Raw genomic sequence first — 24,809 nt, 5'->3', positions numbered from 1 at the left:
CCCAGGCGCCGCTGGCGGGGCCTCCAGCATGCCTGCCCGGAATATGATGGTTCTTTGGGATCGGAACAAGACCCGTAACCCCCCGAAATGCTTCGTGAAGGCGGAAATCGCGCGTTTTTGATGGGCAAAAGCGCAAAGATTGCGCCGAATTAACCTCGCCGGGCACGGCGAGGCCCATCATTTCACCCCGTCACAGGTTGCGCAGCACGGGGGCTGCCTTGTGGCCCAGCACCCGCCATGTGCCGATCAGCCCGATGCCGACGGTCAGCACCAGCGCCAGCACGGTGGTGGCGAGGGCGACTTCGGCCGAGAACTGCGAGGGCAGCGTCATGATGCGGGTGACGACATACCAGGCCGCGACCCCGCCGGCGGCGAGGGCGAAGACGGCGGTGGCGAGACCGAGCAGCATGTATTCCAGCGCAAAGGCGGAAATCAGCGTGCGGCGGGTGGCGCCGAGCGTCTTCAGCACCACCGCGTCGTGGATGCGGGCGCGGTTGCCAGCGGCCAGCGCCCCGGCCAGCACCAGCACCGACGAGATCAGCGCCACGGCGGCGGCGGCGCGGATCGCGGTGCCCAGTTCGCCGACGAGCTGGTTGACGATGTCGAGCGCGTCCTTGACGCGCACGGTGGTGACGGCCGGAAAGGCACGGGTGACGGCGTTGAGGATGCGGGCGTCGTCCGACACTGTCGCCGCGCCATCGGAAAGCGTCGCCAACCAGCTATGCGGCGCGCCGGCGAAGGTGTTGGGCGAGAACACCATGACGAAGTTGATGCCGAGCGTCTCCCACTGCACCTGCCGGAAGTTGGCGATGCGGGCGGTGACGTTGCGGCCGAGCACGTTGACCGTCACCGTGTCGCCGACGGCAAGGCCGAGCTCCTCGCCTTCCTGGGCCGAGAAGGAGACCAGCGGCTCGCCCGCATAGTCCTTCGGCCACCAGCTTCCCCCGCTGAGCGAGGCGTTGCGCGGCTGCTCGGCCTCATAGGTGAGGCCGCGGTCGCCGCGCAGCACCCAGGCGCCTTCCGGCGGAATGTCCAGATCGCGCACGTCGGTGCCGTTGAGGGCGATGACGCGGCCGCGCAGCATCGGCACCTTGACCAGCGTGCCTTGCGGCGATTCCCGCGTGACCAGCGTGGAGAAGGCATCGACATCGGCGCCCTGGATGTCGACGAAGAAGAAGTTCGGCGCCTTTTCCGGCAGGCTGTCGGAAATCTGGCGGCGCAGATTGCCGTCGATCAGTGCCAGCGTGACCAGCAGCGTCAGCCCGAGCCCCAGCGCCAGCACCACGGACGGGGTGAGCGCGCCGGGCCGGTGGATGTTGCCGACCGCCAGCCTCAGCGCCGTGGAGTTGAGGCGCGGCGCCTTCCGCGCCAGCCATTGCACGAGGAAGGCCACGAGGCGCAGCACGAGGAACGACAGCAGCGTGGCCCCGACGAAGGTGACGGCGATGCGGCGGTCGTGCGCGGTGAGGATTGCCAGCGCGCCGAGCGCCAGGGCGATGCCGGCCGCCGTCGCGATATAGACGAGGCGGGGGCGGCCCCGGCCCTCGAAGCCGAGTTCGCGGAACAGCGCGGTGGCCGGCACGTCGCGGGCGCGGCCGAGCGGCAGGACGGCGAAGGCGAGGGTGACCAGAATGCCGAAGGTGGCGGCGAGCGCAAGCGCGGCCGGGTAGATGCCGGCCTCGGCCGGCACCGGGATGATCGCCTGCAATGCGCCGGAGGCGGCGAAGGGCATGAGGACGGCCAGAACGAGCCCGATGGCGATGCCGATCGCGGCGATCAGCATGGTCTGCACCAGATAGACGGTGAAGACGAAGCTTCCCGAGGCGCCGAGGCTCTTGAAGCTGGCGATCACGCCGCGCTTGCCGTCGAGATAGGCGCGCACCGCATTGGCCACCCCGACGCCGCCGACCACCAGCGAGGTGAGGCCGACCAAAGTGAGGAACTGCGAGAAGCGTTCGATATTGGCCGACAGCGCCGGCGCGGCGTTGGAGCGGGTGCGGATCGACCAGCCGGCTTCGGGGAAGGCCGCGCGCGCCTCGGCCTCGACCCGTTCGAGGCGGGCGTCGCCGGTTCCCGGCGCCAGCCGCAGCTTGTAGGAATGCTCGACGAGGCTGCCGGCAACGACGAGGCCGGAAGCCCGCAGGCCCTCCAGCGAGACCAGCAGGCGCGGCGCGAAGCCGAAGCCTTCCGAGACGGCATCCGGCTCGCTCATCAGTTCGGCGCGCAACTCGAAGCTGGCATTGCCGAGCATGATCCGGTCGCCGACCTTCAGGCCGAGGCGTTCGAACAACAATTCGGGTGCTGCCGCGCCGAAGCTGCCGGCCCGCTCGCTCAGAAGCGCGTCGCGGTCGAGCGCCGGCTCGGTTACCAGCGTGCCGTAGAGCGGATAGGGGTCGTCGACGGCCTTGACCTCGACCAGCGCCTGGTCCGAACCGTCGGACAGGCGGGCCATCGAGCGCATGCTGGCGCTGTGCGACACCTCGCCGGTGGCGCGCAGGAAGGCGAGTTCGGGCGCCTCCGCCTCGCGCTGGTTGAGGCGGAAGCGCAGGTCGCCGCCAAGCAGGGGCTGGCCCTGCGCGGCGACACCGTCGCCGATCGAGCGGGCGACCGAATTGACGCCGCCGATGGCCGCGACCCCCAGCGCGATGCAGGCGAGGAAGATGGCGAAGCCGGACAGGCCGCCGCGCATCTCGCGCAGCGCGAAGCGGAAGGCGAGAGCCAGCTGGCGGGCGGGCCTGGTCATGCGGTCGCCGTCAGCATGGGCTCGGCCTCGATGCGGCCGGAACGGATGGCGATGCGGCGCGAGCAGCGCGCCGCCAGCGCCGGGTCGTGGGTGACCAGCACCAGCGTCATGCCGCGTTCCGCGGCCTTGGAAAACAGAAGATCGGTGATCTGCCTGCCCGTCGCCTGGTCGAGATTGCCGGTCGGCTCATCGGCGATCAGGATCGGCGGGGAGGGTGCAAGCGCCCGGGCGATGGCGACGCGCTGCTGCTCGCCGCCGGAGAGTTCGCCCGGATAGTGGGTGAGGCGCTCGCTGAGCCCCACGGCCGCCAGTTCCTGCTCGGCCACCTTGAAGGGATCGGGATGGCCGGCCAGTTCCAGCGGCACCGCCACGTTCTCCAGCGCGGTCATGTTGGGAATGAGGTGGAAGGACTGGAAGACGATGCCGATGTTGCGGCCCCGGAAAGCGGCGATCTCGTCCTCGCTCCTGTCGTTCAGCGTCACGCCGGCGATGCTCACGCGGCCGTCATCGACACGCTCCAGCCCGGCCAGCACCATCAGCAGCGTCGACTTGCCGGAGCCGGACGGGCCGACGATGCCGGCGATCTCGCCCTGCCTGACGGTGAGGTGGATGTTCTTCAGCACATGGACCGACGATGCGCCTTCGCCGAGCGTCAGCGATACATTTTCCAGTTCGATGACGGCTTCTGTCAAAACGGATCGGTCCTATATGGAGGGGAAGCAGCAGGAAACGTCACGCACATATGGGGCCTAGGACATGGCTTTCAAATACAAGTTTTTGTGCCCTATCATGCTTGCGGGCATCATGTTTTTAGGCGCGGCGCTTTCGCTTGCCGCTCCGGCGCGGGCGGATGCGGTGCAGATCGTCGGTTTCGGCGACAGCCTGATGGCCGGCTACGGGCTGGGGCCGGGCGAGGGTTTCACCGAACAGTTGCAGGAGGCGCTGCGCGCCAAAGGCCACGATGTGGCGGTGGCCAATGCCGGCGTTTCCGGCGACACCACCAGCGGCGGGCTTGCCCGGCTCGACTGGTCGGTGCCGGATGGAACCGATCTGGTCATCCTCGAACTCGGCGCCAACGACATGCTGCGCGGCATCGACCCGGCGCTGGTGGAAGAAAATCTCGACCAGATGATCTCGCGCCTGAAGGCGCGCGGCGTCGACGTGCTCCTGGCCGGCATGCTGGCCGCGCCCAATCTCGGCCATGCCTATGGCGAGGCCTTCGGGTCGCTCTATCCCCGGCTGGCGCAGAAGCATGGCGTGGTGCTCTATCCGTTCTTCCTCGACGGGGTGGCGGCCGTGCAGGACCTGCTCAGCGAAGACGGCATGCATCCGAGCGCCGAGGGCATCCGCACGATCGTGGACAGGATGCTGCCGACCGTGGAGAAGGCGATCGCGGCGCTGCCGCAGGGTTGATGAGGAGGAACAGTTTCCCCCGCGGAATTTCCGTGGTGGAACAATTAGCTTGCTCCGCCGTCATATCGGTGTTTCGCTGACAGGTGAGAGCTTGATTCGAGGACAGGAGGCTATGCCATGCCGCGTCTTTTCACCGCCCTCGAAATTCCGCGCGATGCCGCGCTTTCGCTCTCGCTGTTGCGGGGTGGCCTTCCCGGAGCCCGCTGGATCGACGTCGAGAACTACCACATCACGTTGCGCTTCATCGGCGACGTCGAAGGCCATGTGGCGGACGACATCGTCGACGCGCTGGACCGTGTGCGCCGGCCTTCCTTCACGCTGACGCTGGCCGGCGTCGGGGCCTTCGGCCAGAAGAAGCCGCATGCGGTGTGGGCAGGCGTCGCCGCCTCGCCGGATCTGACGGCCCTTCAGGCCGAGATCGACCGCATCTGCCAGCGCCTCGGCCTGCGCGCCGATCCGCGCAAGTTCATGCCGCATGTCACGCTGGCCAGGCTGCGCAACGGCCATCCGGCCGATGTCGCCCGCTATCTTTCGGCGCGCGGCAATTTCGCCGCCATGCCCTTCAAGGTCGGCCGCTTCGTGCTGATGTCGTCGCGCGATTCGGTCGGCGGCGGACCCTATATCGTCGAGGAAGCCTGGCCGCTGGCCGGCAACGGAACCTATCCGGCCAGCCGCGTCGACAGCGCTTCCGATGCCTCGCGGATCATGCGGTAGACCTTTTCGAAGCCGTCCGCATCGCCGCAATAGGGGTCGGGAACGTCGCGCATCGTTCCCAGCGCATAGTCCAGGTACAGATGGATGCGGCCATGCGCCTCGGCCGGTGCGATGCGCCGCAGGTTCTGCACGTTGGAGCGATCCATGCCGAGGATGAGGTCGAAGCGGCTGAAATCCGGCTCGGCGACGCGCCTTGCCGACTGGCCCGAAATGTCGATGCCGTAGCGGGCGGCGACCGCGATGGAGCGCGGGTCGGGCGCTTCGCCGGCATGCCAGTCGCCGGTGCCGGCCGAATCCAGCACGAAGCGGTGCGCCTGGCGCCTTTCCTCGACAACCGCGCCGAACACGCCCTCGGCCAGCGGCGAGCGGCAGATGTTGCCGAGGCAGACGAACAGGATCGCGCTTTTCGGCTCGGCGTCCGTTTTTGGTTTGGCGTCCATGGCGGCGGATCCTGAAGCACGTCGCATGTCGTTATCCCGAAACCGGTTCCCACTTTCGGGCGACATGCTTTATGTTTTCCCGAAGCGGATAACATGGAAGCAAGCCATGGCAAGAGAGAAACTGGCGCAGGATGTTCTGGAAGCGGCGCTCAAGGAGCGTCCCGACTGGAAAATGACCGATGACGGCAAGGCGATCGAGCGGCGTTTCGTCTTCCGCAATTTTTCCGAGGCCTTCGCCTTCATGACGCGGGTGGCGCTGAAAGCGGAGAAGATGGACCATCATCCCGAATGGTCGAACGTCTACAAGACGGTCGACATCAGGCTCACCACGCACGATGCCGGCGGCTTGACCGAACTCGATTTCGTGCTGGCGCGGCGCATCGATGCGATTTTCGGCGGCTGAGGCGCTGAAAATCTTGCAGGCGACAACCCGCCGCACCACATGATGCCCGAAGGCGGGCAGGCGGCCGGCCGGCGCAAGGAGACAAGGATACATGGCTGAAAGGACCGTTTTCGATCTCTTCGGCTTTGCGGACAAGCTGGGCGGCGAAAAGGAGGTGCGCGAGAAATTCTGGCGCACAGCCAAGCGGGCCGCGCGCCAGATTCCGTTCATGGAGGACGTGGTGGCCGCCTATTACTGCATGCTCGACAGGAACACCCCGCTCCGGGCCAAGGGCATCCTGATCGCGGCGCTGGGCTATTTCGTGCTGCCGACGGACGCCATCCCCGACATCATCCTCGGTTTCGGCTTCACCGACGACGTCGCGGTGCTGAGCGCGGCCATCGCGGCCGTGCGCGCCCACATCACGCCGGCGCACAAGGCCGCGGCAAAAGAAGCGCTCGCCGAAGATATCTGATCGCCGCCGGCGCGCGGCGTTGCCGGCAAGCGTGCCGATTTGGCAAAAAGTCAAATTCTTGCCTCTTTCCTCCATTCCAAGTCCCGCTCAGGGACGTCGTGCCGAGGCCAGCGGATGGGAAATTCGCAAGCGGACGCGCGGAGATGGCGGCGGTTAGCTATGGCGGAAGTGCTTTTCTTTGGCGGTCTTCACGCTTTGGTAACCCAGATTAAATCAAATTGAATGGATCGGGCAGGACGAGACGCCGGCCTGCTCCCACACCCTTTGGAATATGGGAATTACAATGCGCCGATTGATAGCTACAGTTTCTGGTCTGATCATGCTCGCCACCGCCTCGCCGGTCCTGGCCCAGCAGGCGACCAAGATCGGCCAGCACAATGCTTGGGGCACCTACAGCTACCAGGCTTCCGGCGGCAAGGTGTGCTATGTGCTGACCGTTCCCACCGACAAGCAGCCGCCCAGCCTCAACCATGGCGACATGTTCTTCTTCGTCAGCCAGCGTCCGGGCCAGCAGGTGAGCTACGAGCCGCAGTTCATCGCCGGCTATGATTTCCAGGCGAATTCCAAGGTGACGGTCTCCGTCGGCGACAAGTCCTTCACCATGTTCACGCGCGGCAAGTCGGCCTGGGTCGAGAACGCGGCCGACGAGCCGCAGCTTATCGCGGCGATGCGTGGCGGCGCCGACATGAAGGTGCAGGCCAAGTCCGGCCGCGGCAACGCCACCAGCTATGTATTCTCGCTGAAGGGCATCACCGCCGCGCTCAGTTCGATCTCGAACTGCAAATAGGGGTGCCGCATCAGGTAAGCGAAGGCCGGGCCCTCGGGTCCGGCCTTCTGCGTTTCCGGGTCGGAGCACATGACTTCGGCGCCGGCTTGTGCTATGCGGCGCCCTTCGCCGAAATCCGCTGCTGAAATCGGCCGCAAACCTCCTATATTGGGCCAGCCATGAGCCTTTCACTCGACCTCACATCCGCCGGCGCCCGCGATGCGCTGCGTGCTTCTCCCGCGCCGGAGAAGCCGACGCTGATCGGCCTGACGCGCGAGGAGATGGCCGAGGCGCTGGTCGGGGCCGGCATCGTGCCGCAAAAGCAGGCCAAGATGCGCGTCAGCCAACTCTGGCACTGGCTCTATGTGCGCGGCGTCTCCGATTTCGCCCAGATGTTCAACATCTCGAAGGAACTGCGGGCGGCGCTCGACCGCGCCTTCACCGTTGCGCGTCCGGAAGTCGTCGAGGAGCAGATCTCCAATGACGGCACCCGCAAATGGCTGTTCCGCTTCCCGCCGCGCGGGGCCGGCCGGCCGGTCGAGATCGAGACCGTCTATATCCCGGAAGAGGGGCGCGGCACGCTGTGCATTTCCAGCCAGGTCGGCTGCACGCTGACCTGCTCCTTCTGCCACACCGGCACGCAGAAGCTGGTGCGCAACCTGACGTCGGAGGAAATCCTGGCGCAGTTGCTGACCGCGCGCGACCGGCTGGGCGACTTCCCCGACACCGACACGCCGGCGGGCGCCATCGTGCCGGCGGAAGGGCGCAAGGTCTCCAACATCGTCATGATGGGCATGGGCGAGCCGCTCTACAATTTCGAGGCGGTGAAGAAGGCACTGCTGATCGCCTCCGACGGCGACGGGCTGTCGCTGTCGAAGCGCCGCATCACGCTTTCCACCTCCGGCGTGGTGCCGGAAATCTACCGCACCGGCGAGGAGATCGGCGTCATGCTGGCGATCTCGCTGCATGCCACCAATGACGATCTGCGCGACCTTTTGGTCCCGATCAACAAGAAGTACCCGCTCGAACAGCTCATCAAGGCGTGCCGCGAATATCCGGGCCTGTCCAATGCACGCCGCATCACCTTCGAATATGTGATGCTCAAGGACGTCAACGACAGCCTCGACGACGCACGGGCGCTGGTGAAGCTGCTCAAGGGCGTACCGGCCAAGATCAACCTGATCCCGTTCAATCCCTGGCCCGGCACCAACTACCAGTGCTCGGACTGGGAGACGATCGAGAAGTTCGCCGACTACATCAACAATGCCGGCTACGCCTCGCCGATCCGCACGCCGCGCGGGCGCGACATCCTCGCCGCCTGCGGCCAGCTCAAGTCGGAATCGGAGCGCTTGCGCAAGAGCGAGCGGCTGGCGCTGGAGGCGATGATGATCGCCGGGCACGGCGAGGCTTGAGCGGTGTCCTCGCCGTCCTGCTGCGCTTCGCCGTCGTGCTGGCCGGCTATGCCGCCGCCTGCCTCGCCGCCAGCGCCTTCATCCATGTGCTGTTTCTCGGCTGGTCGGGCCTGGCGGAAGAGGAGGCCCTGCCGGCCTTCACCACCGGCATGATGGTGTCGGTGCCGCTGCTGGCGCTGTTCGTCGCCCACCTCAACTTCTGGCCGGCCGTCGTCGCCATCGCCGTTGCGGAGTTCCTCGGCAAGCGCGACTGGCTGTTCTATGCGCTGGCCGGCGGCTTCGTTGCGCTGGCTTTCACCGGGCTGTTCTACCGTGGGGCAGAGCCCGGCGCCGGATTCGGCGACACGGCCGTGCTGCTGGCGATGATCGGCGCGGGCGTTGTCGGCGGGCTGGCCTACTGGCTGGTTGCCGGCCAATGGGCGCGCAGATGGCGCGGCGGCGCCGGCGAACTGCCGCCTACTTCGCCTGGGTCGTCAGGATCTTGAGCGCGAAGGCCGAGAACACGCCCGCGAACAGATAGTCGGTCACCCTCGTCAGGCGCGGGCTGCCCTTGAGCAGGGCGGCGAAGCGGTCGGCGGCGATCACCATGGATGCGGTGAAGGGCAGCGACAGCACGATGAACATCAGGCCGAGGAAGAACAGCTTGCCGGGCGCATGCGCATCATGCGCGGAGACGAACTGCGGCAGGAAGGTCATGAAGAACAGGATGATCTTCGGGTTGAGCAGGTTGATGCCGAGCCCCGTCGCCCAGTTGCGGGCCAGTGAACGGGGCGCCCGGCCGCCGGTTTCCGGCGAGAAGGCGGAGCCGTGGCGGATCGCCTGGAAGGCCAGCCAGACCAGATAGAGCGCGCCGCCGATCTTGAGCGCGAGGAAGGCCTGCGGCGAGGCGACGATCAGGGCCGACAGGCCGAGCGCCACCAGCGCGGTGTGGAAGACGATGCCGGTCATGGCGCCCAGCATGCAGGCGAAGCCCGCCGCCTTGCCCTGCGACAGGGCCCGCCCGACGAACAGGGTCATGTCCGGCCCCGGCGTTATCGCCAGGACCACGGTGGCGATGGCGAACTGGACGAGCACGGTGGCGTCGGGGATGAACGGCATGGGCGAACCTGGCGACGGAGCATGAAAAGAAAAGGGCGCCGCATCGTGCGGCGCCCCCTTATAGCCCATCCGGTTTCCCGGTTCGAGTGGATCAGCTGTCGAAATAGCTCTGGGTGCCGTGGGCCTCGATGGCCTCGGCCAGGCGGCTCAGCGCATGGACATAGGCGGCCGTGCGCGGCGTGACGCCGCGGGACACCGACAGCTCCCAGATCGCCCGGCCCTCGCGCTCCATGATGGAGCGCAGCTTGGTGTGGATCTCGCCCAGCTCCCAGTAATAGCCCTGCTTGTTCTGCACCCATTCGAAATAGGAGACGGTGACGCCGCCGGCATTGGCGAGAATGTCGGGCAGGACCACGACATTGCGCTCGGCCAGGATCTCGTCGGCTTCCGGGGTCACCGGGCCGTTGGCGAGCTCCAGCACCAGGCGCGCCTTCACCGTATGGGCGTTGTGCTTGTGGATCATGTTTTCCAGCGCGGCCGGCACCAGCACGTCGCAGTCGACGCCCACCAGCTCGTCGGCGGCGATCGCCTGATGGCCGTTCTGGCCGGCCGTGTGGACGACCGACTGGTTGTTGTTCTTGGTGGCGACCAGGGTGTCGAGGTCGAGGCCGTCCGGTGCATAGACGGCGCCGCCGGAGTCGGAAACCGCCACGATGCTGTGGCCATCACCGGCGAGCAGCGAGGCGATGTGCTGGCCGGCATTGCCGAAGCCCTGGATGGCGATGCGCAGCTTGCCGGAAAGGCCGAGCTCCTTGGCCAGGTGGCGCACCAGATAGTAGCCGCCGCGGGCGGTGGCATCGCCGCGGCCGACCGAGCCGCCGAGCGCCAGCGGCTTGCCGGTGATGACGGCGGGCGAGCCTTCGCCGACGATCTGGCTGTACTCGTCGGCCATCCAGCCCATGATCATCGAATTGGTGTAGACGTCCGGGGCGGGAATGTCGCGGTCCGGGCCGATGATGCGCGAGAAGGCCTGGATGTAGGAGCGCGACAGGCGCTCCAGCTCGGCCTTGGAAAGCTGGCGCGGATCGACCTGAACGGCGCCCTTGCCGCCGCCATAGGGCAGGTTCATCACGGCGCATTTGAAGGTCATCCAGAAGGCCAGCATCTCGACCTCTTCGGCCGTGGCGTCGGGATGGAAGCGGATGCCGCCCTTGGTCGGGCCGCGGGTGTCGTCATAGCGGCATCGCCAAGCCAGGAACGATTTTCGCGAGCCGTCGTCCATGCGGATCATCAGGCGCACTTTGGTGGTTTCGCGCGGATATTTCAGCTTCTCGATGACATCGGCGTCGACGTTCAGGTGCCTAGCGGCTTCGTCGAGACGGATAAGGGCGCTATCGAGAGGGCTGTCTTCCGGCATCATGAAATCCTGTCAGTTCGGGTGGTTGAGAAGCGGCCTGCCGGTCGCGGCGCCTGAAATGCACGAAATTGACGGGTTTCACAAGAAAAGGTTTCAGAACGCCTCCTCTTTGCGTCATTTTTGCACGGCCGGGCAAAGCCATCCGCCATCGGCTAGGAGTGCGGGCGCTTGTCCGGCGCTGCTTTCCTGCTATGAGTGCGCACGCAGTTTCGCGCCTCGCGCTCCCTTAGAACGAACACCGGAAACGCCCATGTCCAAGCTGAAAGACGTCAAGAAGGTCGTGCTCGCCTATTCGGGCGGCCTCGACACCTCCATCATCCTGAAATGGCTGCAGACCGAGCTGGGAGCGGAGGTCGTCACCTTCACCGCCGATCTCGGCCAGGGCGGCGAGCTGGAGCCGGCGCGCCAGAAGGCGGAGATGCTGGGCATCAAGGACATCCGCATCATGGACCTGCGCGAGGAGTTCGTGAAGGACTTCGTGTTCCCGATGTTCCGCGCCAACGCCCTCTATGAAGGCACCTATCTGCTCGGCACCTCGATCGCCCGGCCGCTGATCTCCAAGCATCTGGTCGCGATCGCCGAGGAAACCGGCGCCGACGCCATCGCCCACGGCGCGACCGGCAAGGGCAACGACCAGGTGCGCTTCGAGCTTTCCGCCTATGCGCTCAACCCCGACATCAAGGTGATCGCGCCGTGGCGCGACTGGTCGTTCAAGTCGCGCACCGACCTCATCGAGTTCGCCGAAAAGCACCAGATTCCGGTGCCGAAGGACAAGCAGGGCGAGGCGCCGTTCTCGGTCGACGCCAACCTCCTGCACTCGTCCTCGGAAGGCAAGGTGCTGGAAGACCCGTGGAGCGAGCCGCCGGAATATGTGCACCAGCGGTCCGTCTCGCCGTTCGACGCGCCCGATGCGGCGACCGAGATCGAGATCGAGTTCCTCAAGGGCGACGCGGTGGCGCTGAACGGCAAGAAGCTGTCGCCGGCCTCGCTGCTCGCCGCCCTCAACGATCTCGGCCGCGACAACGGCATCGGCCGCATCGACCTGGTCGAGAACCGCTTCGTCGGCATGAAGAGCCGCGGCGTCTACGAGACCCCCGGCGGCACCATCCTGCTCGCCGCGCACCGCGCCATCGAGTCGATCACGCTGGATCGTGGCGCCGGTCATCTCAAGGACGAGCTGATGCCGCGCTATGCCGAGTTGATCTACAACGGCTTCTGGTATTCGCCCGAGCGCGAGATGCTGCAGGCGCTGATCGACAAGAGCCAGGAAGAGGTCGAGGGCACGGTGCGGCTGAAGCTCTACAAGGGCAACGTCATCGTCACCGGCCGCAAGTCGGCAAAGTCGCTCTACCGCGACGATCTGGTGACCTTCGAGGACGACCGCGGCGCCTACGACCAGAAGGACGCCGAGGGCTTCATCCGCCTCAACGCGCTGCGCCTGCGTACGCTGGCGGCGCGCAGCCGCAACACGCGGTAAGGCCTTTCAGGTGGCGCGCATCAATCGAGCAGGTGCGCGCTGCCGCTGACCGTGAGGCGGGCGCTCGTGCCCACCTCCGGCGCGCCGGCCGCGGCACGGCGCAGGACAAGCGCGCCGGCCTCGCCCGCGCCATTGGCGACCCGCACGGAGAGCGTGCATGTCGGCCCGCTGAACTCCGAGTCCGTTACGACAACATCCACGCCGCCCGCCGGGGCCGCGGCGCCGGCTTCGAGCCCGATCTGTTCCGGCCGCAGCAGGATTTCGGCCGCCTCATGCCGTACGGTGCTGTCGACGGGAACCACGCCCAGCAGGCAATGGGCACGGCCGTCCTCGATGCGGGCCGGCAGGATGATCGCCTCCCCGAGGAATTCCGCCACCATGCGGTTGCGAGGCCTGAGGTAAAGGTCGCGCGGCGTGCCCGCCTGGATGAGGGAGCCGGCGCGCATCACCGCCACCTGATCGGCGAAAGACAGCGCCTCGGCCTGGTCGTGGGTGACGAGGATGGTGGTGACGCCGGCCGCTTCCAGCACGCCGGCGACCGCCTTGCGCATGGAGGCGCGCAGGCCCGTGTCGAGCGCCGAGAACGGCTCGTCGAGCAGCATCAGGCGCGGCTTGCGGGCCAGCGCCCGCGCCAGCGCCACGCGCTGCTGCTGGCCGCCGGAAAGCTGGTGCGGACGGCGTTGCAGGAAAGCCTCGTCGAGGCCCACCAGCCGGACGAGTTCCGCGATCCGCGCCTGCCGGTCCGGCGCGTCGCGGGCGATGCCGAAGCCGATATTGGCGGCGATGGACAGATGCGGGAACAGCGCGCCATCCTGCGCGACGAGGCCGATGGGGCGCCGGTAAGCGGGCACGAAGGCATCTGGCCCGGCAAGCCTTGTGCCGTCCAGCTCGATGCTGCCCGCATCAGGCCGCTCGAAGCCGGCGATGAGGCGCAGCAACGTGGTCTTGCCGCAGCCGGAAGGGCCGACGATGGCCGTGCGGCCGCCGGAGGCGACGGCAAGGTCGACGCCGTCCACTGCGGCCACCCGGGCGCCGACGGGCCCGTAGCTCTTGCGCAGGCCGGAAAGTTCCAGAAAGCTCATTGTCCGGCCATCTTCTTCGATTGCACGTAAAGCAGCCATGTCAGCGGCAGCGAGGCCGCGACCATGATCAGCGCATAGGGGGCGGCGGCCGCATAGTCGATCTCGCCGCTATAGGCCCAGAAGGCGAGCGCCAGCGTGCGGGTGCCGTTTGGCGCCAGCATCTGGGTGGCGGTGAGCTCGTTGAGGATGCCGAGCGCCACCAGCGCCATGCCGGCGGCGGCGCCGGGCGCGGACAGGCGGATGGTGGTGGACCACAGCGCGTCGAGCGGCTTGCGGCCGAGGTTCATCGCCGCCTGCTCCAGCTCGACCGGGGCCTGGGCGATGGAGGCGCGCAGGCTGATGATGGCGCGCGGCAGGAACATCAGCATATAGGCGACGAGGATGGTGGCGAGGGTCTGGTAGAGCGGCAGCAGATAGCGCACCGTGAGCGTGACCAGTGCCAGCGCCACGACCACGCCCGGCAGCGCGCCGACCATGTAGTTGCAGCCTTCGAGAACGCGTTGCAGGCGGCCGGGCGCGCGGATCGACAGCCATGCCATGGGGATGGCGGCGAGCGTGGCGAGCAGCGCGCCGCCGAGCGCCAGCACCGTGGTGTGGCCGAGCGCTGCACTTATCTCGTCCAGGCGCCACACCTGAAGGCCGCCGGCCCACAGCCAGCGGGCGATGGTGTAGAAGGGCACGCCGAGCGACAGAAGCGTGACCAGTGCGAAGAGCAGCAGGCAGGGCCAGGTGGCGCGGCCGAGGCTGGCCGGTACAAGGCGGCGGGCCGCGCCGGAGCCGACGCGGGCATAGCGCTCGTCGCCGCGCGCCAGCATCTCCAGCGCCAGCAGCGCGAAGCAGCAGGCGATCAGCACGCCGGCCAGCATGTTGGCGGCGGGTCCGTTGAAGGTGGACTGGAACTGGTCGACGATGGCGGTGGTGAAGGTGTCGAAGCGCACGAAGACGAAGAGCCCGTATTCGGCAAGCAGGTGCAGGCCGACCAGCAGCGCCCCGCCGCACAGCGCCAGTCGGAGCTGGGGCAGCACGACGCGGAAGAACACGCTCCATGGGCCGTGGCCGAGGGCCGCCGCCGCATCCTCCAGCGCCGGATCGAGGCGGCGAAGTGCCGCCGAAACCGGCAGGTAGAGGAACGGGAAGTAGGCCAGCACCGACACCAGCACGCCGGCGCCAAGACCGTTGAGGCCGGGCACGATGGTGACCCAGGCATAGGAATGGATGAAGGCCGGCACGGCCAGAGGCGCGACGCACAGCCACGCCCACAGGCGCGCGCCGGGCAGGTCGCTGCGCTCGGTCAGCCAGGCGAGCGCCACCGAAAGTGCCGCGCAGGCGGGCACGGCCAGCACCTCGAGCAGCAGCGTGTTGACCAGAAGCTCGCCGACGCGCGGGCGGAAGATGAGGGCGGCGGCGGTTTCCCAGCCGGTCTGCACCGTGACCCACAGGATGAAGCCAAGCGGAATGAGCGCCAGCAGCGTCACCAGCACGGCGGCGAGCCCGATCCATGACAGGCGCAATGGGGCCGCACTCTGCCGGCTCGATGCCGACGCGGCAATCAGGGTGCTGTCGGCGGACGCCTGCATGAGGGCCTACAGCAGACCCGCGTCGGTCATCAGGTCGGTCACCTTGCGGGAGTTCAGCGTGTGTGGATCGATCTTCGGAGCCTGAAGGTCCTCCAGCGGCACCAGGCCGGCATTGGAAGCCTCGCCCTTTCCGACTGTGTATTCGTAGGAGGTGCCGTCGCGCAGCACCTGCTGGCCGGCCTTGCCGACGATCCATTTCAGGAAGGCCTGCGCTTCCTGCGGGTGCCTGCTGGAGGCGAGGACGCCGCCGCCGGAGATCGACACGAAGGCCCCGGGGTCGCCGTTCCTGAAATAGTGCAGCTCGACCTCGTTGCTGTTCTCGGCCGTGCGGGCCCGGTCACCGAACCAGTAGTAGTGATAGATGATGCCGCCGTCGATCTCGCCGGTGTTCACCGCCTTGAGCACGGTGTTGTTGCCGCGATAAGCCTTGAAATTGGCCTTCATCGCCTTCAGCCAGCCGGCCGTCACCTCCTCGCCCTTCAACTGCAGAAGCGCGCTGACGATGGCCTGGAAATCCGGCCCGGAGGGCGAGGCGCCCCAGCGGCCCTTCCATTGCGGATCGGCGAGGTCGAGCAGCGATTTCGGCAGTTGGTCTTCCGTCAGCTTCGTCTTGTTGTAGGCAAAGACGGTGCTGCGGGCGGCGATGCCGATCCACTGGCCGCTGGAGGGGCGATATTGGTCCTCGACCAGCGCCAGCGTGTCGGGATCGACCTGCGCGAACAGGCCGGCCTGCTCGACCTGCGTCATGGCCGGCGAATTCTCGGTCAGGAACACGTCGGCGGGCGAGGCCTTGCCCTCGGCCACGATCTGGTTGGAGAACTCGCTGTCCGATCCGTTGCGCAGCGTCACCTTGATGCCGGTGTCGCGGGTGAAGCCGGCCGCCCACTCCTTGGCCAGGCTTTCGTGCTGGGCGTTGTAGACGATGATCTCCTTGTCCTGCGCCATGGCGGGCGCGGCGAGAAGCATCCCGGCAAGCGCGCAAAGGACGGGGGCGGAAAGCATGGACTTCATGGATGGCCTCTCAAGCGGAGCTGTCCCGGACGAAGCGCTGGAAGCTCATACATGATCCTAGCAGTCAACATTCAAGCCGCAAAGAAGTCTCGACACATCGCTTTTTGACGCAGTCGGGCTGGTCTTGGGCGCGGCGTCGATTATATTGCACTGCAACATTTTTCGTCACAGCATAGGCAAGGGGACCCGTCATGAGCGCCAAGCGGACTGCAATCGTTACCGGCTCGACCTCCGGAATAGGGCTCGCCGTCGCCCGCGCGCTGGCGGCAGAGGGCTGCAACGTCGTCGTCAATTCCTTCTCCGACAGGCCGGAGGATCACGACGTGGCGGCGGCCATCGCCCGCGATCACGAGGTCGAGGCGGTCTACATCAAGGCCGACATGTCGAAGCCCGCCGAATGCCGCGACCTGGTGGCCAAGGCCGCCGAGCGCTTCGGCTCGGTCGATATCCTCGTCAACAATGCCGGCATCCAGCATGTCGCGCCGGTCGAGGAATTCCCCATCGAGAAGTGGGACGCGATCATCGCCATCAACCTCTCCTCCGCCTTCCACACCATCGCAGCGGCGGTGCCGCTGATGAAACGGCAGGGCGGCGGGCGCATCGTCAACATCGCCTCGGCCCACGGGCTGGTCGCCTCGCCGTTCAAGTCGGCTTATGTGTCGGCCAAGCATGGCATCATGGGGCTGACCAAGACGGTGGCGCTGGAGCTGGCGCGCGAGCACATCACCTGCAACGCCGTTTGCCCCGGCTATGTGCTCACCCCGCTGGTCGAGGCGCAGATTCCCGACCAGATGAAGGCGCACAACATGGACCGTGACACGGTGGTGCGCGAGGTGATGCTGGAAAAGCAGCCGACCAAGGAATTCGTCACCGTCGAGCAGGTGGCGGCGACGGTGGTGTTCCTCTGCTCGGAGGCTGCCGCCCAGATCAACGGCACCCACGTCTCCGTCGATGGCGGCTGGGTGGCGCAGTAGCAACGCCCGCCCCTTTTCATCTCGGCTTCGGAAGGACCGCGCATGCCGGCCAACGGTGAAACTGCGCAGCGCAAGAAGATCAACATCGCCCTGCAAGGCGGCGGCTCGCACGGCGCCTTCACCTGGGGCGTGCTCGACCGCCTGCTGGAAGACGGGCGGCTCGACATCGTCGCCGTTTCCGGCACCAGCGCCGGGGCCATGAACGCGGTGGCGCTGGCCGACGGCTTCGTGCGCGGCGGCATGGAAGGCGCGCGTGCCAAGCTCGCGGAATTCTGGCGCGCGGTGGCGCGAAAGGGCCGCTTCAGCCCTGTGCAGCGGACGCCCTGGGACATGCTGTGGGGCAACTGGTCGGTCGAGAATTCGCCCGGCTATATCTGGTTCGACACCATGTCGCGGGTGGTGTCGCCCTATCTGGCCAATCCGCTCGGCCTCAACCCGCTGCGCGACGTCATCGAAGACGAGATCGACTTCGACAATGTGCGCTGCTGCGAGGCGATGCAGGTGTTCATCTCGGCCACCAATGTCGAGACCGGCCAGATCCGCGTGTTCTCCGATGGCGAGATCAGCACCGATACGGTGATGGCCTCGGCCTGCCTGCCGCAGCTTTTCCGGGCCGTCGATATCGACGGCGTGCCCTATTGGGACGGCGGCTATGGCGGCAACCCGGCGCTGTTCCCCTTCTTCAAGGCGACGCAGACCGAGGACGTGCTTTTGGTGCAGATCAACCCGGTGCAGCGCGAGGGCGCGCCGACCAGCGCCGGCGAAATCCAGAACCGCATGGACGAGATCGCCTTCAACGCCGCGCTGCTGCGCGAATTCAGGGCGATCGCCTTCGTCAAGGAACTGATCGCGGTCGGCCGCCTGCCGCATGGCGAATACCGCGACATCCGCATGCATCGCATCGATGCCGACGAGGCGTTCAAGGGCCTGTCGGCATCGTCCAAGATCAATGCCGAATGGGCCTTCCTCGAATATCTGCGCGATCTCGGGCGCGATGCGGCGAGCGATTGGCTGGAAGCGCATTTCGATGCGGTGGGCGAGCGGCCGACGCTCGATCTTTCGGGTCAACTGGAAGACGGCATGAAGCCCCGGCCGTCGCCCGGCAGCCGGGTGAGCCGCTTCCTTGCCACGCGTAGGCGGCCGCCCGGCGCGGCCTAAATGAAGGGCCGATCAGGATTCGGGCGTGGCCAGATCAAGCGGATGCACGATCGGCGCGCCATCCGCCTCGCCGAACCAGGCTTCCACGCCATAGATGGCGCGCAGGCTTTGCGGCGTCAGCACGCTTGCCGGCGGTCCATCGGCCACGATGCGGCCCCTGTCGAGCAGGATCAGGCGCGAGCACCAGCGCGCCGCCAGCCCGAGATCGTGCAGCGAGGCCACCACGCTGCGGCCATCCGCAGCCAGGGAATCGAACAGCCGCATCAGGGCGATCTGGTGGGCGGGATCGAGCCCGGCCGTCGGCTCGTCGGCCAACAGCAGCGGCGTGTCCTGCGCCAGGGCGCGCGCGGCCAGAACGCGGGCCTTTTCGCCACCGGACAGTTCGGTCGCGATGCGGTGGCGGAACGCTTCCACGTCCATGCGCCGCATGGCGGCGTCGACGATGGCGCGGTCCTTGTCGGTGAGCGCGGCGAAGCCCGGCCGGTGCGGCGAGCGGCCGAGCGCCACCACCATTTCCACCGGCACGGCCCAGGCGATCTCGCGCTCCTGCGCCAGATAGGCGACGCAGGCGGCGCGCTGGCGCGCGTTCATGGCGGCGGCGTCGGTGCCGCAGAGGCGCACCTGGCCTTGCGCGGGCAACAGGTTGAGCACCGAGCGCAGCAGGGTGGATTTGCCGGCGCCGTTGGGACCGATGAGGCCGATGAACTCGCCCGGCTGGACGGCAAAGCCCAGCCGGTGCAGCACCGGCCTGTGCCCGAGTTCCACGGAAAGGTTTTCGACCGAAAGCAGCGTCACAGCAGGCTCCTGCGGGTGCGGAAGACCAGCCACAGGAAGAAGGGCGCGCCGACGATGGCCGTCAGCACGCCGAGCTTAAGGTCGCGCTCGGGAGCGATGATGCGCACCAGGATGTCGGCGGTCAGCACCACGCAGGCGCCGCCGAGCGCGCTGGCCGGCAGCAGGCGCGACGGGCGCGCGCCGACCAGCGGGCGCAATATATGGGGCACCACCAGCCCGACGAAGCCGATGGCGCCGGCCACGGCCGTCGCCGCGCCGACGCTGGCGGCGGTGCCGAACACGGCGAGGAACTGCACCTTGCGCAGCTCGATGCCCATCGAGGCGGCGGTTTCGGAGCCGAGGGTCAGCGCATCGAGGGCGCGGCCGAGCGAGGCCAGCATCAGCCAGCCGACCAGCATGAACGGCGCCGAAAGCCAGACATGGACCATGGAGCGGTCGGTGAGCGAGCCCAGCATCCAGAACATGATCTCCAGCGCCGCGAACGGATTGGGGGAGAGGTTGAGCGCCAGCGAGGTCATGGCGCCGGCGAAGCTGGTGACGGCGATGCCGGCGAGGATGACGATGAGCGCGCCGCCGCGCTGGCCGGCGAGTGCCTGCACCACCAGAACCGCCGCCACCGCGCCGGTCAGCGCGGCGAGCGGCAGGGCGAGCGCAAAGGCGGCGGAGAGGCCGGTATAGATGGCGAGCACCGCGCCCAGCGAGGCCGAGGCGCTGATGCCGAGCAGGCCGGGCTCGGCCAGCGGATTGCGCAGATAACCTTGCAGGACGGCCCCGGAGAGGCCGAGCGTGGCGCCGATCATGCCGCCCAGAATGGCGCGCGGCAGCCTGATCTCGCGCATGATGAGGGCGACGCCATCGGCCTTGTCGGAAACCAGCGCCTTCATGCTTTCCAGGAAGGCGATGCCGGCCGGGCCGACCGTCAGCGACAGCAGGAACAGCGCCACCGTGGCGGCGGCCAGCAGGGCAAGGAGCAGGGGATAATGCCGGTCGGCGCTCATGGGCGCTCCTGCTTCGCCGCGTCCTGCAGCATGAAGGCAACGTCGAGGGTGAAAGGCGCGCCGCAGATCATCTTGGCCACCGGCAGGTCGATGGCGTCCTGCTGCGACAGCGCGCGAAACGCGGGATGGACGAGATTTTCCTGCGCCAGCGCGGGGGCCTCGTAGTCGCTGCTGGAACGGCCGATCAGATCGGGCCTGGCCATGATCAGCTGCTCCAGCGGCAGGCGTGTCGAGCCGGTGACGCCGAGCCTTTCGGCGATATTGACCAGCCCGGCTGCCGTGAAGATGTCGTTGGCCAGCGTGCCGCCGCCTGCCGTGTAGCTGTTCGGTTCGTAGAGGGCGATGGTGCGGCCGGATTGCGCGCCGGCGCGGAGCCGTTCGAGGCCGTCGTCCAGTTGCGCCACCAGTTCGGCGGCGCGCTCCTGCCGGTGCAGAAGCGCGCCGATGCGCAGGATGTTGTCGCGCACGTCGGCGAAGGACCTGGCCGGGGCGAACTCCTCGACCCGGAAGCCGAGGCGGCGCAACAGCCCGACCGTGGCGCGCGCGGAAAACGTGCCGGCCAGGATCAAGTCCGGCTCCATGAGGAAGATTTCCTCGGCCAGCGCGTGGTTGACCGCGAAGGCGCGCGCCTCATCCGACATGGCCGAGGCCCGCGGATCGTCCGCCAGCGCCGAGACGGAATGGAGCTGGCCCGCGCCGGCGATCAGCATGGCAAGCTGGTCGGTGCACACATTCATGGACACGACGCGGCGGGGAGCAGGTTCGGCGGCGAGGGCAGGCAGCGCCGCGGCCATACCCAGCACGGCGGTCGCGAATAAGCCACGCTTAAGAATCTTAGGCTTGCTCATCGGTCGCGTCTTGCCACGGCAGTTCAAGCAAAGGGCTTCAGAACGACCGGGTGAAGGACAGGCCGAGCGTGCGCCCGGGCGCACGATAACCGTCCTTGGTTTGGTAATCCTTGTCAAAGATATTCTGCGCCGTGAATTTCAACCTCGATTGCGTGTCCATGGCGTAGCTGGCGGTGAAATCGGCGGTAATGTAGGAGGGCAGCTCGTTTAGGTTCTTCTTGTCCGTGTAGCGTGACGATACATAAAGCAGGTCGACGCCGAGGCTGAGCGCCTCCAGCGGCGTGTAGGTCACGCCGACGCTGCCGCGAAAGCGCTCGCCGTAGATAATGTATTTCCCGTGTTCGCCGGCGCTTCTGTTCAAAGGCTCACGAATGTCGATCATGGCGCGCGCTGCCCATGCATCATTGATGCGATGTTCGATACTGGCCTCGAAGCCGCTTACGCGAGCCTTTTCGATGTTGCTGGGGATCCAGTTCCAACTGCCAGGAAATTCGGGCGCCCATGCAATCATCTCGTCGATGTCGTTTCTGTAGACAGACAGATCGATCAGCGTCCGCCCGGTCGCCTGCCAATGGAGTCCGACTTCATAGGAACTGGATTCTTCAGGTTTGAGGTTCGGGTTGCCTGCATCCGGATAGTAGAGGTCGTTGAAGGTCGGGGCGCGAAATCCGGTCGTATGGGAAGCGCGCAGCACCAGCCCGTCAGTCAACTCGTAGCTCGCACCGATATTGTAGGTCACCTTGGAGCCGAACTGGCCGTTGTGGTCGTAGCGAAGACCGCTGTCGAGAGTCAGCGCCTCGAATTCGAACGAGTACTGCCCGAACACGCCGACCAGATTGCGTGTGTCCTCATCATAGCGATCAGGCCCGACCGTGCTGCCGTCGACTGTCTCGCGATAGGCTTCTACACCGCCTGCCAGCAGGTGGTGGGTGTTTTCCGCTTCGAAGCTTTTCTGCGTTGATGCCAGAATGCCGTAGCGCAGCGTTCTGAAATCGTCACCATCGAGATTGCCGCGGAAATTGGAACTGTCGTCGAGCGCGGATGAAAGCTCGACGGTTGAGGACCAGTCCTCGCCATGGTCGATTCGTGCGCCGAGCCTGCCGGCAAAGTTGGTAGTGTCCGATTCGTTCGGACCTTCGATCAGATCGCCTGTCAGCCAGTCTTCATACGCATTGTCGTACTGCGTCCTTCCTCGCGAAGCGAGGCCGTCGAAATAGAGCCGACCCCATTCAAGGTCCTTTGAGAGCGAGAGGTTGAGCGCGCCGCGGATAAAGCCGTCCTTGTCCAGTTCGTAAGGAGCCGTCGTGAAGTCGTAGCCTTGCGTGCCCAGAAGGCTGGCACCTAGGGCGAAGTTCACGCCGGCCTGCGAGCGTCCAATTACGTTGCCGGACAATGCGCCGCCCCAAGGATGCATGACGCCGGCCGTCACGCTGCCGCAAGCGCTTTTGCCCTCGGGACAGGAGCCGCCTTGCTTGGTGATAATATTGATGATGCCGCCAATGGCGTCGGCGCCATACTGCGCCGAATGGCCGCCTCTGGCGATTTCGATGCGATCGATGGAATCGAGCGGGATGCTGGAAAGGTTGAGTGTGCCCGCAGTGGCCGATGCGGCACGCACGCCGTTGACCAGTATGAGCGTCTGGGCCGCGCTGGCTCCGCGCAGCGACAGGCTGGAATCGGCGCCGAGGCCGCCATTCGATGTGGCGGTTATGCCCGGCTGGGTCTTCAGTAGGGAGAGCAAATCGAGCGCCGCCGATTTCCTGATCTCTTCTTCGCCGATCACCGTCACCGACGACGTTGAACGCTCGAGCGACGAAGCGCGCCGCAGCGGCGTGGTCACCACGATCGTGTCGAGCTGGATGGTGTCGTCGTCGCTGTTCGCGGATTGCTGTGCCCAGCCCGGGCCGGTCAGCGCCAGCGCGCATACGCCTGCGGCCAGAATTGTCGTTCTCATGGTCCTTACCCCCGAATGCCGGGCGTCTCGCGCCGGCGATTTCCACTTCAACCGCGGACCGGAAGGGCAGGGGGATCGCATGTTCCACCCGGCAGCCGTAAGGCACGCGGCAACACCTTGTCGTGTCACCGCAGCGGACGGCCGCGCCTGATCCCACCCCGTGATCAAGCATGGGTGACCGGAACCGGCAGGTCTCCTGACTTCCGCGTCGTCGCCTCCCGCCGCCTTCCCGGACCGTTGCGGCCCAGTGGCATATCGGGGAGAGGCTCGGCGGCTACAGTTGCGGGGGCAGTCGCGGCTTTGCCGATCGCTCGGCTGACCGTGTTCCCTTTTGATCCGTATGTGGAACCGATTCCAGGAGCGACGCTAACCACTGCCCGGCGGGCCTGTCAATTCCGGCAGCGGTGGCCAATGGTCCGGTTGCGGCATGGGTCGTCCTTGCGGGCCGGGGAAAATTCCGCTACGTCGCCGCTTTGCTGACGGGAGCAGGGCCTTGACCGACCACCAAGCCGATGTCGCCATCATCATGGGCAGCCAGTCCGACTGGGCGACCATGCGCCACTCCGCCGAAACGCTGGCCGAACTCGGCGTCTCCCACAAGAGCCTGATCGTTTCCGCCCACCGCACGCCGCAGCGGCTCTACGACTTCGCCCACGGCGCCAAGGCGGCCGGCCACAAGGTGGTGATCGCCGGTGCCGGCGGTGCGGCGCATCTGCCGGGCATGACGGCGGCGATGACGCCGCTGCCGGTGTTCGGTGTGCCGGTGGAATCGAAGGCGCTGTCGGGGCAGGATTCGCTGTTGTCGATCGTGCAGATGCCGGCCGGCATCCCGGTCGGCACGCTGGCCATCGGCAAGGCGGGGGCGGTCAATGCGGCGCTGCTGGCCGCCGCCGTCTTGGCGCTCACCGATGCGGCGCTTGCCGGACGGCTGGAAGCCTGGCGCGCGGCGCAGACGGACAAGGTTGCCCTCGAACCGAAGGATGATGCGTGATGCTGACGCCCGGATCGACCATCGGCCCCGGATCGACCATCGGCATCGTCGGCGGCGGCCAGCTCGGCCGCATGCTGGCCATGGCGGCCGCAAGGCTGGGCTACCGTATCGCGGTGCTGGAACCGCAGGAAGACTGCCCGGCGGCACAGGTCGCCAACCGGCAGATCGTCGCCGCCTATGACGATCCGGCCGCCCTGGCGGAACTGGCCTCGATCAGCGCCGTCGTCACCTATGAGTTCGAGAACGTGCCGGTGGAAGCGGCCGAGGCCCTGGCGGCGCGCGTGCCGGTGCTGCCGCCGCCGCGCGCGCTGGAGGTTTCGCAGGACAGGCTGGTCGAGAAGCAGTTCCTCAACGGCATCGACATCGCCACCGCGCCGTTCCTGGCGGTGGACGGCGATGCCGGGCTGGCGTCCGCCCTGCAGGCCTTCGGCGGCAGCGGCGTGCTGAAGACGCGGCGCATGGGCTATGACGGCAAGGGCCAGCGCGTCTTCCGAAACATGCTGACCGGCGGCTATGCCGGCGTGTTCGAGGCCATGGGCTCGGTGCCGCTGATCCTCGAGGGCCTGATTTCGTTCGAGCGGGAAATCTCGGTGATCGGGGCGCGCGGCGCCGACGGCAAGGTGAAGACCTACGCGCCGGCCGAGAACGTGCACCGCGACGGCATCCTGCGCAGCTCGACCGTGCCGGCGGCCATCGCGCCGGTGACGGCGACGGCGGCGCGCGACGCGACGGCAGCCATCCTGGAGGCGCTGGGCTATGTCGGCGTCATCGGCGTGGAGTTCTTCGTGTTGGACGACGGCTCGCTGCTGGCCAATGAAATGGCGCCGCGCGTGCACAATTCCGGCCACTGGACGGAGGCCGCCTGCACCGTCTCGCAGTTCGAGCAGCACATCAGGGCGGTCGCCGGCCTGCCGCTCGGCGAAACGCGCCGCCACAGCGATTGCGTGATGGAAAACCTGATCGGCGACGATGTGGCGCTGATGCCGCAACTGGTGGCGGAGCCCGACGTGATGGTGCATCTCTACGGCAAGGCGCAGGCGCGCCCCGGCCGCAAGATGGGCCATTTCACGCGCCTGAAAGACAGGGCTGCCGACTGAGCGCGCGCTTTTTGTGCGGACCAGTTCTTTTTCCTGTCGCAAATCCG

General features: G+C 67.0%; 24 protein-coding genes and 1 riboswitch. Of the genes, 12 read left to right on the top strand and 12 right to left on the bottom strand.

Annotated elements, in window-relative coordinates; translation table 11 throughout:
• Positions 1–190: 190 nt before the first annotated feature.
• Both ABID37_RS20000 and ABID37_RS19995 read right to left on the bottom strand, forming a co-directional pair.
• On the bottom strand, positions 191–2,743 hold the full coding sequence (locus tag ABID37_RS20000; protein WP_354197964.1) for an ABC transporter permease: 2,553 nt from the start codon (positions 2,741–2,743) through the stop codon (positions 191–193).
• A complete protein-coding gene (locus ABID37_RS19995; RefSeq protein WP_354197962.1) occupies positions 2,740–3,435 on the bottom strand; it encodes an ABC transporter ATP-binding protein in 696 nt (231 codons plus the stop codon). Before ABID37_RS19995 ends, ABID37_RS20000 begins: the two co-directional genes overlap by 4 nt.
• Before the next feature lie 64 nt (positions 3,436–3,499).
• Between ABID37_RS19995 and ABID37_RS19990 the strand changes: the two genes are divergently transcribed.
• Both ABID37_RS19990 and thpR read left to right on the top strand, forming a co-directional pair.
• The gene (locus ABID37_RS19990; RefSeq protein WP_435521603.1) at positions 3,500–4,156 is read left to right on the top strand and encodes an arylesterase; all 657 of its coding nucleotides are present in this window, start codon (positions 3,500–3,502) and stop codon (positions 4,154–4,156) included.
• 117 nt (positions 4,157–4,273) lie between these two features.
• Positions 4,274–4,870 (top strand): RNA 2',3'-cyclic phosphodiesterase, encoded by a 597-nt coding sequence (gene thpR, locus ABID37_RS19985; RefSeq protein ID WP_354197958.1) that lies wholly within the window; start codon positions 4,274–4,276, stop codon positions 4,868–4,870.
• Here thpR and ABID37_RS19980 read toward each other — a convergent pair.
• Entirely contained in the window at positions 4,816–5,310 is a 495-nt protein-coding gene (locus ABID37_RS19980; protein WP_354197956.1) for a low molecular weight protein-tyrosine-phosphatase, read from the bottom strand. The genes thpR and ABID37_RS19980 overlap by 55 nt on opposite strands.
• Before the next feature lie 106 nt (positions 5,311–5,416).
• Here ABID37_RS19980 and ABID37_RS19975 point away from each other — a divergent pair, with 106 nt between their 5' ends.
• The 5 genes from ABID37_RS19975 (at position 5,417) to ABID37_RS19955 (ending at position 8,830) form a co-directional block, all read left to right on the top strand.
• The gene (locus ABID37_RS19975) at positions 5,417–5,713 is read left to right on the top strand and encodes a 4a-hydroxytetrahydrobiopterin dehydratase (protein WP_354197954.1); all 297 of its coding nucleotides are present in this window, start codon (positions 5,417–5,419) and stop codon (positions 5,711–5,713) included.
• A 91-nt stretch (positions 5,714–5,804) separates the two neighbouring features.
• Positions 5,805–6,167 carry a YkvA family protein gene (locus tag ABID37_RS19970; RefSeq protein WP_354197952.1) on the top strand — a complete coding sequence of 121 codons (363 nt, stop codon included), beginning with the start codon at positions 5,805–5,807 and terminating at the stop codon, positions 6,165–6,167.
• A 283-nt stretch (positions 6,168–6,450) separates the two neighbouring features.
• On the top strand, positions 6,451–6,954 hold the full coding sequence (locus ABID37_RS19965; protein WP_354197950.1) for an invasion associated locus B family protein: 504 nt from the start codon (positions 6,451–6,453) through the stop codon (positions 6,952–6,954).
• 158 nt (positions 6,955–7,112) lie between these two features.
• The gene (gene rlmN, locus ABID37_RS19960; RefSeq protein WP_354197949.1) at positions 7,113–8,345 is read left to right on the top strand and encodes a dual-specificity RNA methyltransferase RlmN; all 1,233 of its coding nucleotides are present in this window, start codon (positions 7,113–7,115) and stop codon (positions 8,343–8,345) included.
• Entirely contained in the window at positions 8,342–8,830 is a 489-nt protein-coding gene (locus ABID37_RS19955) for a hypothetical protein (protein ID WP_354197947.1), read from the top strand. Before rlmN ends, ABID37_RS19955 begins: the two co-directional genes overlap by 4 nt.
• Here the strand turns inward: ABID37_RS19955 and ABID37_RS19950 are convergent.
• Positions 8,802–9,443: a LysE family translocator gene (locus ABID37_RS19950; RefSeq protein WP_354197945.1), complete on the bottom strand. Its 642-nt coding sequence runs from the start codon at positions 9,441–9,443 to the stop codon at positions 8,802–8,804. The genes ABID37_RS19955 and ABID37_RS19950 overlap by 29 nt on opposite strands.
• Positions 9,444–9,534: 91 nt before the next feature.
• Positions 9,535–10,800 carry a Glu/Leu/Phe/Val family dehydrogenase gene (locus ABID37_RS19945; protein WP_354197943.1) on the bottom strand — a complete coding sequence of 422 codons (1,266 nt, stop codon included), beginning with the start codon at positions 10,798–10,800 and terminating at the stop codon, positions 9,535–9,537.
• Positions 10,801–11,050: 250 nt separating this feature from the next.
• Here ABID37_RS19945 and ABID37_RS19940 point away from each other — a divergent pair, with 250 nt between their 5' ends.
• Positions 11,051–12,277: an argininosuccinate synthase gene (locus tag ABID37_RS19940; RefSeq protein ID WP_354197941.1), complete on the top strand. Its 1,227-nt coding sequence runs from the start codon at positions 11,051–11,053 to the stop codon at positions 12,275–12,277.
• A 20-nt stretch (positions 12,278–12,297) separates the two neighbouring features.
• Here ABID37_RS19940 and ABID37_RS19935 read toward each other — a convergent pair whose 3' ends face one another.
• The 3 genes from ABID37_RS19935 to ABID37_RS19925 are packed head-to-tail and all read right to left on the bottom strand — an operon-like array spanning position 12,298 to position 15,947.
• Positions 12,298–13,359 carry an ABC transporter ATP-binding protein gene (locus ABID37_RS19935; RefSeq protein ID WP_354197939.1) on the bottom strand — a complete coding sequence of 354 codons (1,062 nt, stop codon included), beginning with the start codon at positions 13,357–13,359 and terminating at the stop codon, positions 12,298–12,300.
• Positions 13,356–14,936 carry an ABC transporter permease gene (locus ABID37_RS19930; RefSeq protein ID WP_354197937.1) on the bottom strand — a complete coding sequence of 527 codons (1,581 nt, stop codon included), beginning with the start codon at positions 14,934–14,936 and terminating at the stop codon, positions 13,356–13,358. The genes ABID37_RS19935 and ABID37_RS19930 overlap by 4 nt, the downstream gene beginning before the upstream one ends.
• A 6-nt stretch (positions 14,937–14,942) precedes the next feature.
• The gene (locus ABID37_RS19925) at positions 14,943–15,947 is read right to left on the bottom strand and encodes an iron ABC transporter substrate-binding protein (RefSeq protein ID WP_435521602.1); all 1,005 of its coding nucleotides are present in this window, start codon (positions 15,945–15,947) and stop codon (positions 14,943–14,945) included.
• A gap of 191 nt (positions 15,948–16,138) precedes the next feature.
• On the opposite strand from ABID37_RS19925, the gene ABID37_RS19920 reads away from it, so the two are divergent.
• Both ABID37_RS19920 and ABID37_RS19915 read left to right on the top strand, forming a co-directional pair.
• Positions 16,139–16,921, top strand: a complete 783-nt coding sequence (locus tag ABID37_RS19920; RefSeq protein ID WP_354197935.1) for a 3-hydroxybutyrate dehydrogenase — start codon at positions 16,139–16,141, stop codon at positions 16,919–16,921.
• Between the two features lie 42 nt (positions 16,922–16,963).
• Positions 16,964–18,079 carry a patatin-like phospholipase family protein gene (locus ABID37_RS19915; protein WP_354197933.1) on the top strand — a complete coding sequence of 372 codons (1,116 nt, stop codon included), beginning with the start codon at positions 16,964–16,966 and terminating at the stop codon, positions 18,077–18,079.
• Positions 18,080–18,091: 12 nt separating this feature from the next.
• On the opposite strand, the gene ABID37_RS19910 is transcribed toward ABID37_RS19915, so the two are convergent.
• The 4 genes from ABID37_RS19910 to ABID37_RS19895 are packed head-to-tail and all read right to left on the bottom strand — an operon-like array spanning position 18,092 to position 22,674.
• A complete protein-coding gene (locus tag ABID37_RS19910) occupies positions 18,092–18,874 on the bottom strand; it encodes an ABC transporter ATP-binding protein (protein ID WP_354197931.1) in 783 nt (260 codons plus the stop codon).
• On the bottom strand, positions 18,871–19,872 hold the full coding sequence (locus ABID37_RS19905) for a FecCD family ABC transporter permease (protein WP_354197929.1): 1,002 nt from the start codon (positions 19,870–19,872) through the stop codon (positions 18,871–18,873). Before ABID37_RS19905 ends, ABID37_RS19910 begins: the two co-directional genes overlap by 4 nt.
• Positions 19,869–20,720: an ABC transporter substrate-binding protein gene (locus ABID37_RS19900; protein ID WP_354197927.1), complete on the bottom strand. Its 852-nt coding sequence runs from the start codon at positions 20,718–20,720 to the stop codon at positions 19,869–19,871. Before ABID37_RS19900 ends, ABID37_RS19905 begins: the two co-directional genes overlap by 4 nt.
• Before the next feature lie 37 nt (positions 20,721–20,757).
• Positions 20,758–22,674, bottom strand: a complete 1,917-nt coding sequence (locus tag ABID37_RS19895; RefSeq protein WP_354197925.1) for a TonB-dependent receptor plug domain-containing protein — start codon at positions 22,672–22,674, stop codon at positions 20,758–20,760.
• A 169-nt stretch (positions 22,675–22,843) separates the two neighbouring features.
• A riboswitch (cobalamin riboswitch) is annotated at positions 22,844–23,042 on the bottom strand.
• Positions 23,043–23,167: 125 nt separating this feature from the next.
• Between ABID37_RS19895 and purE the strand changes: the two genes are divergently transcribed.
• Positions 23,168–23,665, top strand: coding sequence for a 5-(carboxyamino)imidazole ribonucleotide mutase (purE, locus tag ABID37_RS19890; RefSeq protein ID WP_354197923.1), 498 nt, complete (start codon positions 23,168–23,170; stop codon positions 23,663–23,665).
• The gene (locus ABID37_RS19885) at positions 23,665–24,762 is read left to right on the top strand and encodes a 5-(carboxyamino)imidazole ribonucleotide synthase (RefSeq protein ID WP_354197921.1); all 1,098 of its coding nucleotides are present in this window, start codon (positions 23,665–23,667) and stop codon (positions 24,760–24,762) included. Before purE ends, ABID37_RS19885 begins: the two co-directional genes overlap by 1 nt.
• Positions 24,763–24,809 lie beyond the last annotated feature (47 nt).

Origin of the sequence: Aquamicrobium terrae (genome assembly GCF_040545735.1) — a bacterium.
Taxonomy (GTDB): Bacteria; Pseudomonadota; Alphaproteobacteria; order Rhizobiales; family Rhizobiaceae; genus Mesorhizobium; species Mesorhizobium terrae_A.
Note: the sequence above shows the minus strand (reverse complement) of the source record. Positions and strands in the feature narration are given on the sequence as shown.

Bases quoted from the DNA above. Each gene is read 5' to 3' on its own strand.
- ABID37_RS20000 (WP_354197964.1), bottom strand. From the start codon at position 2,743: ATGACCAGGCCCGCCCGCCAGCTGGCTCTCGCCTTCCGCTTCGCGCTG.
- ABID37_RS19990 (WP_435521603.1), top strand. From the start codon at position 3,500: ATGGCTTTCAAATACAAGTTTTTGTGCCCTATCATGCTTGCGGGCATC.
- thpR (WP_354197958.1), top strand. From the start codon at position 4,274: ATGCCGCGTCTTTTCACCGCCCTCGAAATTCCGCGCGATGCCGCGCTT.
- ABID37_RS19980 (WP_354197956.1), bottom strand. From the start codon at position 5,310: ATGGACGCCAAACCAAAAACGGACGCCGAGCCGAAAAGCGCGATCCTG.
- ABID37_RS19975 (WP_354197954.1), top strand. From the start codon at position 5,417: ATGGCAAGAGAGAAACTGGCGCAGGATGTTCTGGAAGCGGCGCTCAAG.
- ABID37_RS19970 (WP_354197952.1), top strand. From the start codon at position 5,805: ATGGCTGAAAGGACCGTTTTCGATCTCTTCGGCTTTGCGGACAAGCTG.
- ABID37_RS19965 (WP_354197950.1), top strand. From the start codon at position 6,451: ATGCGCCGATTGATAGCTACAGTTTCTGGTCTGATCATGCTCGCCACC.
- rlmN (WP_354197949.1), top strand. From the start codon at position 7,113: ATGAGCCTTTCACTCGACCTCACATCCGCCGGCGCCCGCGATGCGCTG.
- ABID37_RS19950 (WP_354197945.1), bottom strand. From the start codon at position 9,443: ATGCCGTTCATCCCCGACGCCACCGTGCTCGTCCAGTTCGCCATCGCC.
- ABID37_RS19945 (WP_354197943.1), bottom strand. From the start codon at position 10,800: ATGCCGGAAGACAGCCCTCTCGATAGCGCCCTTATCCGTCTCGACGAA.
- ABID37_RS19940 (WP_354197941.1), top strand. From the start codon at position 11,051: ATGTCCAAGCTGAAAGACGTCAAGAAGGTCGTGCTCGCCTATTCGGGC.
- ABID37_RS19935 (WP_354197939.1), bottom strand. From the start codon at position 13,359: ATGAGCTTTCTGGAACTTTCCGGCCTGCGCAAGAGCTACGGGCCCGTC.
- ABID37_RS19930 (WP_354197937.1), bottom strand. From the start codon at position 14,936: ATGCAGGCGTCCGCCGACAGCACCCTGATTGCCGCGTCGGCATCGAGC.
- ABID37_RS19925 (WP_435521602.1), bottom strand. From the start codon at position 15,947: ATGAAGTCCATGCTTTCCGCCCCCGTCCTTTGCGCGCTTGCCGGGATG.
- ABID37_RS19920 (WP_354197935.1), top strand. From the start codon at position 16,139: ATGAGCGCCAAGCGGACTGCAATCGTTACCGGCTCGACCTCCGGAATA.
- ABID37_RS19915 (WP_354197933.1), top strand. From the start codon at position 16,964: ATGCCGGCCAACGGTGAAACTGCGCAGCGCAAGAAGATCAACATCGCC.
- ABID37_RS19905 (WP_354197929.1), bottom strand. From the start codon at position 19,872: ATGAGCGCCGACCGGCATTATCCCCTGCTCCTTGCCCTGCTGGCCGCC.
- ABID37_RS19900 (WP_354197927.1), bottom strand. From the start codon at position 20,720: ATGAGCAAGCCTAAGATTCTTAAGCGTGGCTTATTCGCGACCGCCGTG.
- ABID37_RS19895 (WP_354197925.1), bottom strand. From the start codon at position 22,674: ATGAGAACGACAATTCTGGCCGCAGGCGTATGCGCGCTGGCGCTGACC.
- ABID37_RS19885 (WP_354197921.1), top strand. From the start codon at position 23,665: ATGCTGACGCCCGGATCGACCATCGGCCCCGGATCGACCATCGGCATC.